Below are 14,504 nucleotides of genomic sequence, written 5' to 3' on the forward strand. Positions count from 1 at the left end.
GGGAGGCGGGGTGGCGGTCGGCCGGGGCTCGTCCCGGGGGTGCGCGGGTGGGCCGGAAACCGGAGGGGGGTTCGGTGCGTCTCCGCTTTCGGGGTGGTGCTCGTGGGCGGGATGGATCCCCGTACGGGGGCGGGGTCGCGCAGGGCCGGTGCGGTGCTGGTGCTGGTGGCCGGGGTGCTGGTCTACGGCTGGGCGCAGTGGTGTTTCGGGGGTGGGGGTGCGCCTGCCGCGGTGGTTGCCGTCGTGGTCGGCGGGGTGCTGGTCCTGGGGGCCGTGGTCGTGTACCTGCGGCTGGTGCGGGGGAGTGCCGGGGTGTTCGGGGCGTTCCTCCTGGCGATGGGGCTGCTGACGGCGGTGGCGCTGGCCGACCGTACGGCTGCGCGGGAGGCGGTCGCCGAGTGCGTGGTGTCGAAGGTCCACGAGAAGGTCGAGGTCAGCACGGGCGACGGCGCGCCGCCGCCGCGGACCGTGTACCGGCATGTGCTGGCGTGCCCCGGCGGGTATCCGGACGAGCTGAAGGACGATCGCCGGCTCGCGGGGAAGGGGGAGCGGATCAGGGTCGCGTACGACCCCGATCGGCGGGTCTCCCCGGAGCCGGAGGGTGAGCGGTCGCCGTGGGCGTCGCTGCTGCTCGGGCTGGGGCTGCTGGGCGGGGCCGCGGGGGTGGCGGCCCGGCGCCCGTCGGCAGCGTCAGGTGGCCGGGCCGGGGGCCGGTAGCGGCCCGGGGAGGGGGCCGGGCGGGGGGCCAGGCTTCGGGCGGGGCGTGGGGGGCTGGGGGTCGGGTTCGGGGCGCGGCCGGGTGGGCGATACGGGGTCCGGGCCGGGGGCCGGTACGGGGCCGGGGAGCGGGCCCGGTTGCGGGGCGGGGCCGGGGCCCGGGGGCGGGGTGGGGCTCGGGGGGACGGGATCGTTGGGGGGCGTGCTCATGGCGACTCCTTCCCTTGCGGGCCGGTTCCGGGGGCCGGGGGTCGGGCTCGGGCCGGGCGCCGGTGGTGGGTGCGCGCTCGGGTCCGGGCCGTTCCGTTCGGCGTCCCTTCGGGTCGGGCCGGTCGGCTCGACGGGTCCACAGGGGCGCCTGCCCGGGGAGGGCCGGGTTATGCGCGGGCTTTGTGCGGGGTGAGTGCCGGGTGCGTGCCGGCTGTTCGGGAGCTACGCGCGGGGTGCGTGCCGGCTGGGTGCGGGGTGTTCGGGGGCTGCGTGCCTCGGCGGCGTGAACCGGCCGTGGAAGGGGTGGGTTTCGGTCGTTCGTCGGGTGGGGGTGGGTCCGGTGGGGGAGGGGTGCGGGGTTCGGGGCAGGCGCGGGTTCGGCGGTGGCTGTTCGCCTTCGCCGGTCAGTGCACTCGCGAGCCGGAGGAGCAGTCATGTTGATCACCGTCACCCGGTCCGGCGGTTTCGCCGGAGTCGAGAAGACCCGCGTACTCGACACCGGCACCTGCACGGACGCCCTGCAGGTCGAGGAACTCGCCCTCCGGGCGGTGGCGCCCTCGGCGGACGGCTTCCAGTACCGCATCACCGTCGACGACCAGGTCCTCGACGTGCAGGACCCCTGCCTCTCGGAGGAGCAGCGGGCGCTGATCCGCACTGTTCTCGAGGCAGGGGCCTGAAGGCTGAGGCCTGAGGCCTACGGCCTGAGGGCTGACCGGGAGGGGCCGGACGGGTCGGTCAGGCGAGCTGGTCGGCCCGGTTCCTGTTGTTGGTGTGGTCCGGGCGGTCGTCGGTCGTGCGGGCCGGCGGGAACACCCCGGGGGCCGCGTTGCCGGTCTCCGTGTCCGCGGACGGTCGCAGGGGCCACCACAGGCGGCGGCCCAGGAGGACCGCGGCTGCCGGCACCAGGACCGAGGACAGGACGAACGCGGACAGCAGGATGCCCAGGGCGGTCGCGAAGCCGATCTGGCGGGTGGACGGGGCGGCGTTGACGGCGAGGCTGCCGAAGGAGGCGGCCAGGACGATGCCCGCGGTCGCGATGGCGGGGGCGGTGTGCCGTACCGCGCGGGCCACTGCCGCCCGTACCGGGCCGGGGCGGGCCATCTCCTCGCGGATGCGGTCGCTGATGAGGATGTTGTAGTCGGTGCCGAGGGCGACGACGAAGAGGAACAGGACCAGCGGGAGGACGAAGTTCACGCCGGGCTCGTCGCCCAGGTGCTGGAAGACGAGGGCGGAGGCGCCGAGGGTGGCGGCGAAGCACAGGCCGACGCTGATCATGAGCACGACCGGCGCGAGCACGCTGCGCAGCAGCACCAGCAGGATGAGCGCGATGAGCGCGGCGGCCACGGGGAACACCCGCCGCAGGTCCTGGTCCACGGCCGTGGAGACGTCCGCGAAGACCGCCGCCGTACCGCCGACGTGGGCGGTCAGACCGGCGGGGGTACGGGCGGCCGCGGTGTCCCGTACCGGGCCGGAGACCAGGTCGCGGGCCTGCTGGGTCTGGGAGTCGGCCTCCAGGTAGAGGTCGATGCGGACGGCCTTGCGGTCCGGGCTGAGGACGGGGGTGCCGACCCGGCCGACGCCGTCGACGCCGGCCAGGGAGCGGGGCAGGTCCCCGAGGGCGGCCGTGGTCAGGGGGCGGCCGTCGCGGGAGGTGACGTACACGTTCGCCGGATCGGAGACGCCGGCGGGCAGGACGCGGGCGATCTCCGCCGCCGTGGCGGCTGCCGGGGTCGCGTGGGCGCCACCGGTAGTGCCGAAGTCCATGCGGATGCCCTGGAGTCCGGCGGCGAGTGCGCCGAGCAGGGCCACGGAGCCGAGGGCCAGGGCGAGCGGGCGGCGGGCGACGAGCTTGCCGAGGGCGCCCGCGGCGCCGGGGCGCGGGCTGCGGGTCAGGGCGCGGGACGGCCAGAACATGCGGCGGCCGGTGACCGCGAGCAGGGCGGGCATCAGGGTGAGCGAGGCCAGCAGCATGACCAGGACGGATACGGCGACGGCCGGGCCGAGCACCCGGAACTGGCCGAAGGTCGCGATGCCCAGGGTCGCGAACGCCGCCACGATCGTCAGGGCCGCGGAAGTCACGGCGGTGCCGACGCGCGCGCTGACGTGGGCCGCGACCACGCGCGGCGGCAGGCCGGGGTGCGACCGCAGCTCCTCGCGGAAGCGGTAGAGGAGGAAGAGCAGGTAGTCGATGCCGATGCCGATGAGGACGACCCCGATGAGACCGGGGGTGGAGGTGTCGAGGCGGATCCCGGTGAGGAGGGCGGTCCCGACGACCGCGCCGGTGGCGGCGCCGCCGACGATCGTGACCGCGAGCAGCGGCAGGAGCGCGGCGAGGAGGCTGCGGAACACCAGGATGTGGATCAGTACGATCAGCCCGGTCATGGCCAGCCCGACGGCCTTCTGCGTGGGCGCGTCCGCGTCGGCGGTGTCCACGGTGTCGGCGAGGCCCCCCGTGAAGCCCGTACGCAGGCCGCTCCCGGCGAACTCGGCCTCGGCCCGGTCCCGGAAGGTGCGGTACAGGTCGTGCATCCCGGGGTCGGCGGAATTGCCCTTCAGGCGGACGGACAGCAGGTCGAAGCTGCCGTCGGGGGCGGTCATGGCCGGGCTGACGGCGGGGGTCTGCGAGTGGTCGATGTTCAGGAGCGGAGGCGCGTCCTTCGGCTCGGGCATCTGCACGCGGCTGCTGCCGAGCCGCGCGGCGGCCTCCCGTACGCGGCGGTGCTCGGCGGCAGTCAGGGGTTTGCCGTCCTCGCGGCCGACGAGGACGGTGACGTGGTTCTCGTCGGGCCGTACGCCGAAGTGGTCCTCGGCGGTGCGCAGGGCGGCGGCCGAATCGTAGGAGCGGGGCAGGAAGTCCCCGCCGGCGGGCTGGGTGACGCGGTGGACGAGCGCCTGGCCGAGGACGGCCAGGGAGATGCCGAGCACCGCCCACAGGGCGATCACCCGCCATGGGTTGCGGGTGGCGAATCCGGTCAGGGCGCGGATCACGGAGGGGCCTCCGGGGGGTGGGTCGTGGGCTGCTGGTGGGCTGCCGGTGGGCTGGTTTCCCGTGGGTCGGCCGGGTTCCCCGAGGGGTTTGCGGGCCGGTTCCCGGCTGTGGTTCCAGCTCATCAGCGGGCGGGGGCCCGTTCGTCGGGGCCGGGGAGGAGATCGCGGGTGGGAGCAGGGGACCGGCCGCCTCCGCCTCTGGGAGCCTGCTCCCAGACGGGTACGGGACCGGGGGCGGGCGGGGGGCGGCGGGGCGCGGTGGAAGAATGGATCTCCGGGCGGATCGGGTGTACCGGACATCCGGCGCGTCGACAGGGGGAGGAACCAGATGCCGTGGACGCCAGGGATGCCGTGGACGCGTAACGACGCGCTGGTCGCGGTCGGTGCCGCGGCCGTGGACCTGACCGGCTACTCGCTCGCCACCCAGAGCGACCTGGGCCGGGTGCCCGCCCTGGGCTGCCTGCTGATGCTGGTCTCGGCGCTCCCGCTGCTGGCCCGGCGCCGGGCCCCGCTGGCCGCGCTGGCGGCCGTCCTGCTGGCCGGGCTGGCGCTCAACCTGAGCGTGCCGATGGAGCAGCACTTCAACGCGGCGGTCAGTGTCGCCCTGTACACCGTGATCCGGTCCTCGGGCCCGGCGGTGGCCTCCGTCGCGGCCCTGGTGAGTGTGACGGTGCCGCTCGTGGGGCTGAGGACCTGGCCGCCGTCGGCGCTGGGACTGGCGGGCAACGCGGCCGGCGCGGCCCTCGTCGTGGCCGGGGCGCTGGTGATGAACCGCTGGCAGCGCGAGATCGAGGAGAACCGCCGCCTGCTCGCCGACCGCGCGGTCGCCGCCGAACGCCGCCGCATCGCCCGCGAACTGCACGACATCGTCGCGCACCACATCACCACCATGCAGCTGATGGCCGGCGGCGCCCGCGCCAACCTGGCGGGCGACCCCGAGGTGGTGCGAGAGGCCCTGGTGGAGCTGGAGGGCTCCGGGCGGATGGCGCTGCGGGAGATGCGGCAGCTGCTGGACGTGCTGCGGGCGGACGAGGACGAGGCCGCGGTGGCGGTGGCGGCGGCTTCTGGCGTCGGTAGCCCCGAGGCCCCGCAGCCGGGGATCGGGGACCTGCCGCGGATCGTCGCCGAGTCCTGCCGGGCGGGCCTGCCGACCTCGTTCGACGTCCGGGGGGAGGCGCGGGAACTGCCGCCGAGCGTGGCGCTGGCCGTCTTCCGGATCGTGCAGGAGTCCCTGACGAACGCCCGCAAGTACGCGGGCGGGGCGCGGGCCGCGGTGGTGCTGGAGTACGAGGGGGAGGGGGCTGCGGAGGCGGTACGGGTGGACGTGTCCGACGACGGGGCGGCGGCCGGGGGCGGGCTCGGATCGGGGTCGGTTCCCGGCTCGGGGTACGGGCTCGTGGGGATGCGTGAGCGCGTCGCGCTGCACGGGGGGACGCTGGACGCCGGTCCCGTGGCGGGCGGCGGCTTCCGGGTGGCGGCCCGGCTGCCGGTGGGGTCCGGGGGCGTACGGGGTGTGGGGGCTGGTGCTGGTGGTGCTGGTGGGGCTGGGCTGCGTACGGCGTTGCCCGGCCCGGCGGGGGAGCGGGAGCAGGAGCGGGCGGCGTGAGCGATACGACCGCGCCCCACCCGAGCGCCTCCCCGCCCCCCGAGGGCCTTCCTCTACGAGCCCCCGCCCCCGTCCCCGCCCCCGTCCGCGTGCTGATCGCCGACGACCAGCCGCTCGTCCGCCGGGGCCTGGCGCTGATCCTGTGGCCCGACCCCGGTTTCGAGGTGGTCGGTGAGGCGGCGGACGGCGCTGAGGCCGTCGAACTCGCCCACAGTCTGCGCCCCGACGTGGTCATCATGGACATCCGGATGCCGGTCCTCGACGGCGTGGCCGCGACCGGGCGGCTCGCCTCGGAGCTCCCGGACTGCCGGGTGCTCGCCCTGAGCACCTTCGACATGGACGAGTACGTGGTGGCCGCGCTGCGCGCCGGGGCCTGCGGTTTCCTGCCCAAGGACGTCTCGCCGGAGGACCTGGTGGCGGCGGTCCGCGTGGTGCACACGGGCGAGGCGGCCGTCGCCCCGCGGCTGCTGACCCGGCTGATCTCCTCGTACGTACGCAACCCCGCCGGGACCCCTGCACACCCGGTGACGCCCGCCGATCCGGAGGCCGGCGACCTCACGGCGCGCGAGACGGACGTGTGGCGGCTGATCGCCACCGGCCTCGACAACACGGAGATCGCGGCCGCGCTGGACATCAGCCCGTCGACGGTGAAGAACCACATCACGGGGCTGTTCGCGAAACTCGCCGTCCGGGACCGGGCCCAAGCGGTGATCGCGGCGTACGAGTCGGGCCTGGTCAGGACGGCCGCCGGGCACTGAAGCCGGGCGCCGCTGCGAACTCCCGTACCCGGGCCCGCATCAGGCTGCCGGAACCGGGCAGACGCGCGGTATGACGACCGCTCAGCGACCTTGCACGTACGGGCACTTGGCGGGCCGTCACCCCGTCACCGAACGGAAGCCCCGACTCCCCGCCCGACAGGAGGCACACTCATGGCCGGCATAGGCGGTTGCATCGCCCTGATCGTGGTGGGGGCCGTCCTCACCTTCGCGAGCGACTGGAAGATGGAGAGCGTCAACCTGGACGCCGTCGGCCTGATCATGATGGCCGCCGGCCTGCTGGGCCTCGCGGTGTACGCAAGCGTCCTGCGCCGCCGCCGCACCCCGGCGGCCCTCCCGGTGGTCGACGAGACCCACCACCACTGAGCCGTGAGCCCGCGCGGCGGGCGGGTGGCGGCGGTATCGGGACGACCCCGGCGCGCACGGGGTGGGGAGAGCGGCCGGAAAACCGGCCCGGCCGTGCCTGCGGGACCGTACCGCCTGCACGACGCATCCCCTCCGGGGGGCGCCCCCGAGCCATCGCAGCCGAGAGGGGCTTCCCTCACTACCCCCGGCGGCGCAAGGCTGCCCGACTCGACCATGTGCCGATGCCCAGGCCCGCCGCCTCCCCAGAACCCCCCCAACGACCCGCCCCTCTTGCCTGAGACCACCCTGCCCCCACTACGCGCCCGGCACTCCCCCACCTAACTCCCGAAGGGGAATCCGCGAAAGTACCCAAAAACCCACTGTCCCCCATCTAAAGCTGCTGGTCATCCGCTCTGCTCCCCGCGCACGCGGGGGTGGGGGTTAGAGGTGGGGCTTCTTGGGGGTCAGGGAGGTTTTGAAGGCTTTGGTTGAGTGGGGGTTTTTGGTGCATTGCCAGACGCCGTGGGGGCAGTAGTCCGTGATGCTCTGGTAGAGCGGGCGGTGTTTTTTGAACCAGGCGAGCATGCGGCGGACGTATTCGGGGTTGTCGCCGTGGCGGAAGAGGCCCCATTCCGGGTACGAGAGCTGTTTGCCGTGGGTGCGCGCGAAGTCGACCTGGTGTTGGAGGCCGTACGGCTGGGTGATGTGTTCGTCGAAGGTGCGGCCCGGCGGCTGGTCGTACGAGTCCATGCCGATGATGTCGACCACGTCGTCGCCCGGGTAGCAGCGGGTCCAGGCGATCGCGTCGCTGCCGCGGTTGGGGGCGAAGTCGAAGCGGAAGGCCTGGCCGGGGACGGATCGCATGGCGGAGACGATGCGGCGCCAGTACTCCTTCCAGGCCTCGGGGTTGGGGCGGCAGCGGTGGGTGTAGTTGAAGCCGTTCATCTCCCAGCCGAGGACGAGGACGGTGTCCGGCAGGCCCAGGGCGACCAGTCGTTTGGCGAGGCGGTGGAAGTGGTGGTCGTACGTGCCCTCCGCGCCCGCGTGGAGGAGTTCGGCGACCCGGTCGTCGGGGTACCCGGCCTCGTTGCGCTCCAGCATGGGGACGTTCAGGACGAACAGCCGGTCGGCCCGTGCCTTGCGCCACCGCGCCCAGGTGCGCAGCGAATCAGGGGCGCCCTCGATGTTGGCCCAGGTGTCGCCGGGGAGGTACGTGTGGCCGGCGCGCAGTTCGGCGCCGCCGAGCCAGCGGGAGAGCGCCTGCATGCGGTCCACGCCGGGGGAGCCGTAGTGGAGGTAGGCGCCCACGGCGGTGGGGGGTGGGGTGGGTGCGGGTGCCGCGCGGGGTGGGGGTGGGGGCAGGGAGCCTGCGGTGAGGAGGAGGGCGGCGGTGACCGTGCTCGCCCAGGCGCCCACCAGCCGACGGCTCCGGCGGCTCCGACGGCGCATGGTGCCTCCATGGACGTTGCTGCGGGTGCGTACGGCTGCGACGTTAGGGGGCTTGTTGCGGTACGGCCTGTTCGGGGGGCGGATGCTGGGCCGTTCGCGGGAGAGGGGGTGGGTGTGGGGCCGCACGGGTGAGGGGGAGGGGGCGGGGGTGAGGACAGGGGTCAGGCCGCCTGGTCCGGGTGGCGGGAGGCGACGAGCTCCTCGTCCTCGTGGTCGCCCGTGGGCGTGAAGCCGAGGGAGGCGTAGAGGCGGGCGGCCGGGGTGTTCGCCGGGTGGTAGGAGAGGCGGATCTCGCGGCAGTCCGGGAGGGCGGAGAGGCGGCGGATCAGGGCGCGTACGGCCGCCCGGCCGACGCCGGTGCCCTGCTCGGGGGCGTTGACGATCATGCCGCCGATCCAGTGGGCGCCGTCCTCCTCGTCGTACGCCCACATGACGTGGCCGGCGATCTCCCCGCCGGCGCGGATGCCGAGGGAGTTCCAGACCCCGCCGCGCATCGAGAGCAGGAGGTAGCGGGCGGCGAGCGCGGCGACGTACGGGCGCTGCTCGTCGGCCGGGGCCACGTCCGCGACCGCGCGCCAGTTGTCGTCCGTGATCTCCTCCAGGGTCACGGGGCGGTTCAGGCGGTCGGTGGGGACTGCGTCGGTCGGTCGGCTCATCTGTCCTTGGTTCTGGTGTGGGGCAGGGTGGTCAGCGCCTTTATACGCGGGGGTGTGCGGGGAGGCGTAGGGGTTTTTCGGGGGCCCGCGGCGCAGACATGGTGCCCGGGTCGTCCTGACCCGGCGGGGAAGTCTCTCGATGGTTGAGGGATCTTATGCTGGGGGGATGCCGAGGCCAGACCGCTCCACGACCCCGCCCGCCGCCGAAGGCGGCGGTGACCCTGCGCTCGGGCTGCAGTCGTTCGCCGTGTTGCTGCGCGGGCTGAACGCGGAGTTCAACCGCATCTCCCAGGAGTTCGCCCACGCCCAGGGCCTCCACCTGACCGACGTGCAGGCCCTCATCGCGATCCTCGACGCGGGGGAGGAGACCGGGGGCGGGAGCGGGGAGGAGGGGCCGATGACGCCCGGGCGGCTGCGGCAGAAGATGAACCTGACCTCCGGCGCGGTGACCGCCTGCCTGGACCGCCTGGAGAAGGCCGGGCACATCCACCGGGTCCGCGCCGCCGACGACCGGCGCGTCGTGCACCTCCACTACGCGCCCGCGGGCCGGATCGCGGCCCGCGAGTACTTCCGGCCGCTGGCGGCGGCCACGCGGGACGTGTGCGGGGGGTTCGACGCGGACGAGCTGCACGTGGTGGTGCGGTTCCTGGCCGCGATGAACCGGGAACTGGCGGGCATACGGCGCTGAGGAGCAGGAAGGGCGCCGGAGGGCTGTCGTCCGCCGGCCGGTAGCGCGGATGGCCGACAGCTGGGACGGGGAACAGCTGACCGGGGTCGGCTTCGAGCGCGTACGCCGAGTTGGAGTGGTACGACGGCCCCGCACCGCGAGCCACCGCAGGGGCCGGGAACCGGCGGGCGAGCGGCAGTGGCGGCTGGTGGCCGAGCTGCGCTGGGCCGCCGGTGCCCGCTACCGGGTCGGGGGGCTCGACTACTGGTTTCGGTGGAGCCCGGTGGGTGGTCGCTGAAGGGGCGTTCAGGCTTGGAGCGGGGCGTTCGCCGTGAGGGCCGCTTCCAGTCGGGCGATGTCCTCGGCGTCCTTTGTACGGCGGGGGCGGCCCGGTACCCACACCGGCATCATCCGCTTGATCTCGATCTGCGCACGGGGCGCGATGATCCGGCAGCGTACGGAGCCCAGGCCGCCGACCGGGCCGTCGAGCATGTCCGCCGGCCACGGCTCCCCGGCCCAGGGGCCGCCTGCGACCACGACCCGCCCGGACGAGTCCTTGGCCAGCAGGGCGAAGCTGCTCTCCACGCCGTCCTTGAGGAAGTCGAGCTGCTGGTCGGCGGGTGCGCCGGTGGACTGGAGCAGGTGTCCGGAGCGCAGCAGGGCGGCGGCCAGCGCGGGGGCGTCCTCGGCCCGGGCGAACCAGTCGACGTCCTCGTGGTCGCGGGTCATCTGCCCGCGGAAGAAGTCCGGGGCCCACCCGCCGCGCAGCCACAGCTCCACGCCGAGCGCCGCCGCCAGTTCTGCCGTCTGGCCGATCAGGTGGAGCTGAGCTGCTCCCTTCGTGTGGGGGTGGAGGTGGGCTCGGAGCTGGTGGTGGCGGGTGCCGGGGGCGTCGGTCATGAGCGCGGCTGGATCCAGAGGGCCTCGGCGGTGGCGCAGAGTTCGCCGGTGGCGGTGGCCAGGGCGGTGCCGACGGTGTATTTGCGGCCTTCGCTGGTGAGCAGCCAGGAGTAGGAGACCAGGGGGGTGGCGGCCGGGACCGGGCGCAGGAGGCGGGCGGTGAGGGAGGCCGTGACGGCGCCGGCGGGGCGGGCGTCGAGGAGGCGGCCGGCGGCGTTGCCGGGGCAGTCGAGGGCGCCCCAGACCAGTTCGGGGGGCAGCAGCCCGTCCGGGCCGGCCAGGTCGGGGGCGGGGGTCCAGGCGGTGGCGACCAGGTCGCGGCCGGGGACCGTACCGCAGTGCAGGCGCAGTCCGGTGGCCGGCGTGCGGTCGAGGCCGCAGCCGAAGCAGTCGACCTGGCCGGGCGGCGGCGCGGCGCGGTAGGCCTCGGCGGCGGCCAGGGCCTCGTCCCAGGTGGGGGGCCGGGGGGTGGCGGCGGCCGGGGTGGTCCCGAGGGCAGCCGCGGGGGTGGCGAGGGCCAGGAGGGTTTCGCCCGAAGTGAGTGCGCAGCCGCCCTCGGCGGTGGTGGACAGGAGGACGGGCTGCTCGGTGGGGACCGGGCGCCGGAAGTCGACCCGTACCGGCTGCGCGGCCGCGCGGACGGCGAGCAGGCCCGCCACGTAGCCGCCGAAGGCCACCCCCGGGTACCCGTGGAGGTGTTCCGGCACCTTGATCGTTTCGGTGGTCGCGGCAGGGGCCTTCTCGGACTCGTTCATGGGGCCAGCTCATCACAGGGGGTGGGGCGGGCTCCAGTGCCTTCGGCGGACGGCCGGTGAGGGCGGCCGGATCCGGTCGGGTGGGCCGGTCGGGTGGGTGTCGGCGGGGCGGTCCGGGAGGGCGCGGGGTAGGCGGGGAGCAGGCGTACGTTGTGGCCGGTCGCGGTGTTCCCTGGTGGAGGCGAAGGCGAAGGCGAAGGCGGAGGTGGCGGTGGGAAGGGCTGTACGGGGGCTGGTGTGGGCCGGTGTCGTCGGGGTGCTGCTGGCGTGTGCCGGGTGCGGGGCGCCCGCGGGGCGGGTGGAGGGGGCGCGGGGGGCCGGTGAGGAGTTCGGGAGGGCTGCCGCCGCCGGGGAGTGGGTGCGGGCCTGCGGGCTGCTGGCGCCCGGGACGCTGGAGGAGTTGGAGCAGGGGGAGGGCGCGGAGTGCGTGCGGGCGCTGCCGGCGGTGGCCGGGGAGTCGCCGCTCGCGGCGGGTGCGGTACGCGAGACCGAGGTGTACGGGCGGCAGGGGCTGCTGCGCTTCGACGCGGACACGGTGTTCGTCTCGCAGTTCGACGGCGGCTGGAAGGTGGTCGCGGCCGGGTGCGAGCCGCAGGGCGGGCAGCGGCCGTACCGCTGCGAGTTGCACGGAGGCGGTTGAGGATGAGGTTCCTTTTCGTGGCCTGTCTCGTCGCGGTGGTCGGCGGGCTGGCGTACTTCACCGCGATCGGGGCGATGCACCGGTGAGCGGCGGGAAGGGGAGTGGCAAGGGCGGGGGAGCGGAGAAGGGGCAGCGGCGCGGGTTCTGGCGGGACAACAGCCTGACCCTGGCCTTCGGGATCGGCTTCCTGCTGGTGCTGGCCGGGCAGGCCTTCGCCGGACACGCCGAGTTCAACGACCAGCTGGACGTGGAGGGCTTCCAGCAGATCGGGCTGGCCGAGTACCTCACGACCTCCGATTTCGCCGTGGACGTCACCGAGAACTGGCAGTCGGAGTTCCTCCAGTTCTTCCTGTTCATCTTCGGGACGGTGTGGCTGGTCCAGCGCGGTTCGCCCGAGTCGAAGGAGCTCCACAAGGTCGGCACGGAGAGCGACCGCGAGCAGCGGATCGGTGCGCACGCGGAGGCGGACTCGCCCAAGTGGGCGGGTACCCGGGACTGGCGGCAGCGGGTCTACTCCCGCTCCCTGGGCCTGGTCATGGGCTGCCTGTTCCTCGGTTCGTGGGCGGCCCAGTCGGTCGCGGGCCGGGCGGCGTACGACGAGCAGCGGCTGCGGCAGCTCCAGGACCCGGTGGGCTGGCTCTCGTACCTCTCCCGGCCGGACTTCTGGAGCCGCACCCTCCAGAACTGGCAGTCCGAACTCCTCGCCGTCGCCGCCATGGTCATCCTCTCCGTCTACCTGCGCCAGCGCGGCTCACCGGAGTCCAAACCCGTCGGCGCCCCGCATGCGGCCACGGGGGTGGAGGGCTGATGGGGGTAGCGGTCGAACCGGGGGCGCAGGCGGATCCGAAGGGCGAAGGCGACACCGCCCTGGTCGTCATCGACATGATCAACACGTACGAGCACGAGGACGCCGACCGCCTGGCGGAGCAGGTCGAACGGATCCTGCCGCCGCTCGTGGGCCTGCTGGAACGGGCCCGCGCACGCGGGGTCCCGGTGGTCTACGCGAACGACAACTTCGGCCGGTGGCGCTCCCACCACGGCGAACTGGCAGAGGCGGCGCTCTCCGGCCGCCGCCCCGAGCTGGTGCGCCCGGTGCTGCCGGAGGAGGACTCGCTGTTCGTGGTGAAGGCCCGCCACTCGGTGTTCTACGAGACCCCGCTCGCGTACCTCCTCAGTACCCTCGGCGTCCGCAGGCTCGTCCTCACCGGGCAGGTCACCGAGCAGTGCGTGCTGTACTCCGCGCTCGACGCGCACGTGCGCCACCTGGAGGTCGCCGTCCCCGCGGACGCCGTCGCCCACATCCACGAGGACCTCGCCCGGGCCGCGCTGCAGATGATGGAGCGGAACATGGGGGCCGCCGTCACGAGGGCCGCCGACCACTTCCGCTGAGGGGGAGGGCGGAGGGGCGCAAGAGGCAGGGGTGAGGGGCGGGGACCCTGCACACCCCGGCCGGCCCCTCACACCCGGCGTGTACGGGCATGTACGGGCGGGCAGCGGGCAGCCGCATCCATGGGACGGCTGGACCGTCTGCCCCGCCCGAGGCCCCGAAGGAGGCACCCATGCGCGCACTGACCTGGCAGGGCCGCGAGGACGTCCGTGTCGAGACCGTGCCCGATCCCCGCATCGAGGATCCCACCGACATCGTCATCAAGGTCACCTCCACCGGTATCTGCGGCTCCGACCTGCACCTGTACGCCGTCCTCGGCGCGTACCTCGATCCGGGGGACGTGCTCGGGCACGAGGCGATGGGGGTGGTCGTGGAGACCGGATCCGAGGTGCGGACCCTCCAGCCGGGGGACCGGGTGGTCGTACCGTTCAACATCTCCTGCGGCCACTGCTTCATGTGCGACCGCGGGCTGCACTCGCAGTGCGAGACCACGCAGGTGCGCGCGTACGGCAAGGGCGCGGCGCTCTTCGGGTACACCAAGCTGTACGGACAGGTCCCGGGCGGGCAGGCCGAGTACCTGCGGGTGCCGTTCGGGGACACGCTGCCGGTGAAGGTGCCGGAGGGGCCTCCCGACGAGCGGTTCGTGTACCTGTCCGACGTGCTGCCCACCGCCTGGCAGGCCGTCGAGTACGCCGATATCGCCCCGGGCGGCTCCGTCACCGTCCTCGGGCTCGGCCCGATCGGGCAGATGTGCGCCCGGATAGCCCAGCGGCGCGGGGCGGGCCTCGTCGTCGGCGTGGACCTCGTGGACGCCCGGCTGGAACGGGCCAGGAGCGCCGGGGTGCACGTCCTCGACCTGCGCGAGCACGGGGGAGGGCGTGGCGGAGACGGTGGGGGCAGTGCCGACCACGGCCTCGTGGACGCCGTCCGCGAGCTCACCGCCGGGCGCGGCACCGATGCCGTCATCGACGCCGTCGGCATGGAGGCCCACGGCAGTACCGCCGCCTCCCTCGCGCAGAAGGCCACCGCCCGGCTCCCCGGAGCCCTGGCCCGGCCCCTCATGGAACGGGCCGGAGCCGACCCCCTCGCCGCCCTGCACACCGCCATCGGCATGGTCCGCCGCGGCGGCACCGTCTCCGTGTCCGGGGTCTACGGCGGGGCCGTCGACCCGATGCCCCTGCTGACCATGTTCGACAAGCAGATCCAGCTGCGCATGGGCCAGGCGAACGTACGCGCCTGGACGGACGAGATCCTGCCGCTGCTCAACGACGAGGACCCCCTGGGCGTGGAGGGCTTCGCGACGCACACGCTGCCGCTGGACCAGGCCCCGGAGGCCTACGCCCGCTTCCAGGCCAAGGAGGACGGGATGATCAAGACGCTCCTCGTGCCATGAGCGCGGGGAGCGGTG

Annotated in this window: 15 protein-coding genes and 1 pseudogene; 11 read left to right on the forward strand and 5 right to left on the reverse strand. The window is 74.3% G+C overall.

Annotated elements, in window-relative coordinates:
• Positions 1–102: 102 nt before the first annotated feature.
• Both ACZ7JZ_RS24030 and ACZ7JZ_RS24035 read left to right on the forward strand, forming a co-directional pair.
• On the forward strand, positions 103–717 hold the full coding sequence (locus ACZ7JZ_RS24030; protein ID WP_470942702.1) for a hypothetical protein: 615 nt from the start codon (positions 103–105) through the stop codon (positions 715–717).
• A 644-nt stretch (positions 718–1,361) separates the two neighbouring features.
• Positions 1,362–1,604, forward strand: a complete 243-nt coding sequence (locus tag ACZ7JZ_RS24035) for a protealysin inhibitor emfourin (protein WP_470942703.1) — start codon at positions 1,362–1,364, stop codon at positions 1,602–1,604.
• A 58-nt stretch (positions 1,605–1,662) separates the two neighbouring features.
• Here the strand turns inward: ACZ7JZ_RS24035 and ACZ7JZ_RS24040 are convergent, their stop codons facing one another.
• Positions 1,663–3,915 carry an MMPL family transporter gene (locus ACZ7JZ_RS24040; protein ID WP_470942705.1) on the reverse strand — a complete coding sequence of 751 codons (2,253 nt, stop codon included), beginning with the start codon at positions 3,913–3,915 and terminating at the stop codon, positions 1,663–1,665.
• A gap of 346 nt (positions 3,916–4,261) precedes the next feature.
• Here ACZ7JZ_RS24040 and ACZ7JZ_RS24045 point away from each other — a divergent pair, with 346 nt between their 5' ends.
• The 3 genes from ACZ7JZ_RS24045 (at position 4,262) to ACZ7JZ_RS24055 (ending at position 6,663) form a co-directional block, all read left to right on the forward strand.
• On the forward strand, positions 4,262–5,521 hold the full coding sequence (locus ACZ7JZ_RS24045) for a sensor histidine kinase (RefSeq protein WP_470942707.1): 1,260 nt from the start codon (positions 4,262–4,264) through the stop codon (positions 5,519–5,521).
• An 89-nt stretch (positions 5,522–5,610) separates the two neighbouring features.
• Positions 5,611–6,279, forward strand: coding sequence for a response regulator (locus ACZ7JZ_RS24050; RefSeq protein ID WP_470942806.1), 669 nt, complete (start codon positions 5,611–5,613; stop codon positions 6,277–6,279).
• 171 nt (positions 6,280–6,450) lie between these two features.
• Entirely contained in the window at positions 6,451–6,663 is a 213-nt protein-coding gene (locus ACZ7JZ_RS24055) for a DUF6458 family protein (RefSeq protein ID WP_470942709.1), read from the forward strand.
• Between the two features lie 429 nt (positions 6,664–7,092).
• Here the strand turns inward: ACZ7JZ_RS24055 and ACZ7JZ_RS24060 are convergent.
• Positions 7,093–8,091 (reverse strand): annotated as a pseudogene (locus tag ACZ7JZ_RS24060) (glycoside hydrolase family 26 protein); the annotation flags it as partial.
• A gap of 161 nt (positions 8,092–8,252) precedes the next feature.
• The gene (locus tag ACZ7JZ_RS24065; RefSeq protein WP_470942711.1) at positions 8,253–8,747 is read right to left on the reverse strand and encodes a GNAT family N-acetyltransferase; all 495 of its coding nucleotides are present in this window, start codon (positions 8,745–8,747) and stop codon (positions 8,253–8,255) included.
• 166 nt (positions 8,748–8,913) lie between these two features.
• On the opposite strand from ACZ7JZ_RS24065, the gene ACZ7JZ_RS24070 reads away from it, so the two are divergent.
• Together ACZ7JZ_RS24070 and ACZ7JZ_RS24075 are read left to right on the forward strand one after the other, a co-directional pair.
• A complete protein-coding gene (locus ACZ7JZ_RS24070; protein WP_470942713.1) occupies positions 8,914–9,435 on the forward strand; it encodes a MarR family winged helix-turn-helix transcriptional regulator in 522 nt (173 codons plus the stop codon).
• A gap of 49 nt (positions 9,436–9,484) precedes the next feature.
• Complete coding sequence (locus tag ACZ7JZ_RS24075; RefSeq protein WP_470942715.1) at positions 9,485–9,712, forward strand: hypothetical protein; 228 nt, start codon at positions 9,485–9,487, stop codon at positions 9,710–9,712.
• 8 nt (positions 9,713–9,720) lie between these two features.
• Here the strand turns inward: ACZ7JZ_RS24075 and ACZ7JZ_RS24080 are convergent, their stop codons facing one another.
• Positions 9,721–10,314, reverse strand: coding sequence for a nucleotidyltransferase domain-containing protein (locus tag ACZ7JZ_RS24080; protein WP_470942717.1), 594 nt, complete (start codon positions 10,312–10,314; stop codon positions 9,721–9,723).
• A complete protein-coding gene (locus tag ACZ7JZ_RS24085; RefSeq protein ID WP_470942719.1) occupies positions 10,311–11,069 on the reverse strand; it encodes a hypothetical protein in 759 nt (252 codons plus the stop codon). The genes ACZ7JZ_RS24080 and ACZ7JZ_RS24085 overlap by 4 nt, the downstream gene beginning before the upstream one ends.
• A 175-nt stretch (positions 11,070–11,244) precedes the next feature.
• Here ACZ7JZ_RS24085 and ACZ7JZ_RS24090 point away from each other — a divergent pair, with 175 nt between their 5' ends.
• The 4 genes from ACZ7JZ_RS24090 to ACZ7JZ_RS24105 all read left to right on the forward strand — a co-directional run bounded on the left by ACZ7JZ_RS24090 (position 11,245) and on the right by ACZ7JZ_RS24105 (position 14,489).
• The gene (locus ACZ7JZ_RS24090; protein ID WP_470942721.1) at positions 11,245–11,709 is read left to right on the forward strand and encodes a hypothetical protein; all 465 of its coding nucleotides are present in this window, start codon (positions 11,245–11,247) and stop codon (positions 11,707–11,709) included.
• Positions 11,710–11,791: 82 nt separating this feature from the next.
• Complete coding sequence (locus tag ACZ7JZ_RS24095) at positions 11,792–12,517, forward strand: DUF6766 family protein (RefSeq protein WP_470942723.1); 726 nt, start codon at positions 11,792–11,794, stop codon at positions 12,515–12,517.
• Positions 12,517–13,098 (forward strand): cysteine hydrolase family protein, encoded by a 582-nt coding sequence (locus ACZ7JZ_RS24100; RefSeq protein WP_470942725.1) that lies wholly within the window; start codon positions 12,517–12,519, stop codon positions 13,096–13,098. Before ACZ7JZ_RS24095 ends, ACZ7JZ_RS24100 begins: the two co-directional genes overlap by 1 nt.
• 170 nt (positions 13,099–13,268) lie before the next feature.
• Complete coding sequence (locus tag ACZ7JZ_RS24105; protein WP_470942727.1) at positions 13,269–14,489, forward strand: zinc-dependent alcohol dehydrogenase; 1,221 nt, start codon at positions 13,269–13,271, stop codon at positions 14,487–14,489.
• Positions 14,490–14,504 lie beyond the last annotated feature (15 nt).

This window comes from Streptomyces sp. NPDC038213 (assembly GCF_055600495.1).

What these genes read in the sequence shown, in the direction of transcription:
- ACZ7JZ_RS24065 (WP_470942711.1), bottom strand. Translation starts at nt 8,747, where the DNA reads ATGAGCCGACCGACCGACGCAGTCCCCACCGACCGCCTGAACCGCCCC.
- ACZ7JZ_RS24105 (WP_470942727.1), top strand. Translation starts at nt 13,269, where the DNA reads ATGCGCGCACTGACCTGGCAGGGCCGCGAGGACGTCCGTGTCGAGACC.
- ACZ7JZ_RS24075 (WP_470942715.1), top strand. Translation starts at nt 9,485, where the DNA reads ATGGCCGACAGCTGGGACGGGGAACAGCTGACCGGGGTCGGCTTCGAG.
- ACZ7JZ_RS24100 (WP_470942725.1), top strand. Translation starts at nt 12,517, where the DNA reads ATGGGGGTAGCGGTCGAACCGGGGGCGCAGGCGGATCCGAAGGGCGAA.
- ACZ7JZ_RS24035 (WP_470942703.1), top strand. Translation starts at nt 1,362, where the DNA reads ATGTTGATCACCGTCACCCGGTCCGGCGGTTTCGCCGGAGTCGAGAAG.
- ACZ7JZ_RS24080 (WP_470942717.1), bottom strand. Translation starts at nt 10,314, where the DNA reads ATGACCGACGCCCCCGGCACCCGCCACCACCAGCTCCGAGCCCACCTC.
- ACZ7JZ_RS24055 (WP_470942709.1), top strand. Translation starts at nt 6,451, where the DNA reads ATGGCCGGCATAGGCGGTTGCATCGCCCTGATCGTGGTGGGGGCCGTC.
- ACZ7JZ_RS24045 (WP_470942707.1), top strand. Translation starts at nt 4,262, where the DNA reads ATGCCGTGGACGCGTAACGACGCGCTGGTCGCGGTCGGTGCCGCGGCC.
- ACZ7JZ_RS24085 (WP_470942719.1), bottom strand. Translation starts at nt 11,069, where the DNA reads ATGAACGAGTCCGAGAAGGCCCCTGCCGCGACCACCGAAACGATCAAG.
- ACZ7JZ_RS24070 (WP_470942713.1), top strand. Translation starts at nt 8,914, where the DNA reads ATGCCGAGGCCAGACCGCTCCACGACCCCGCCCGCCGCCGAAGGCGGC.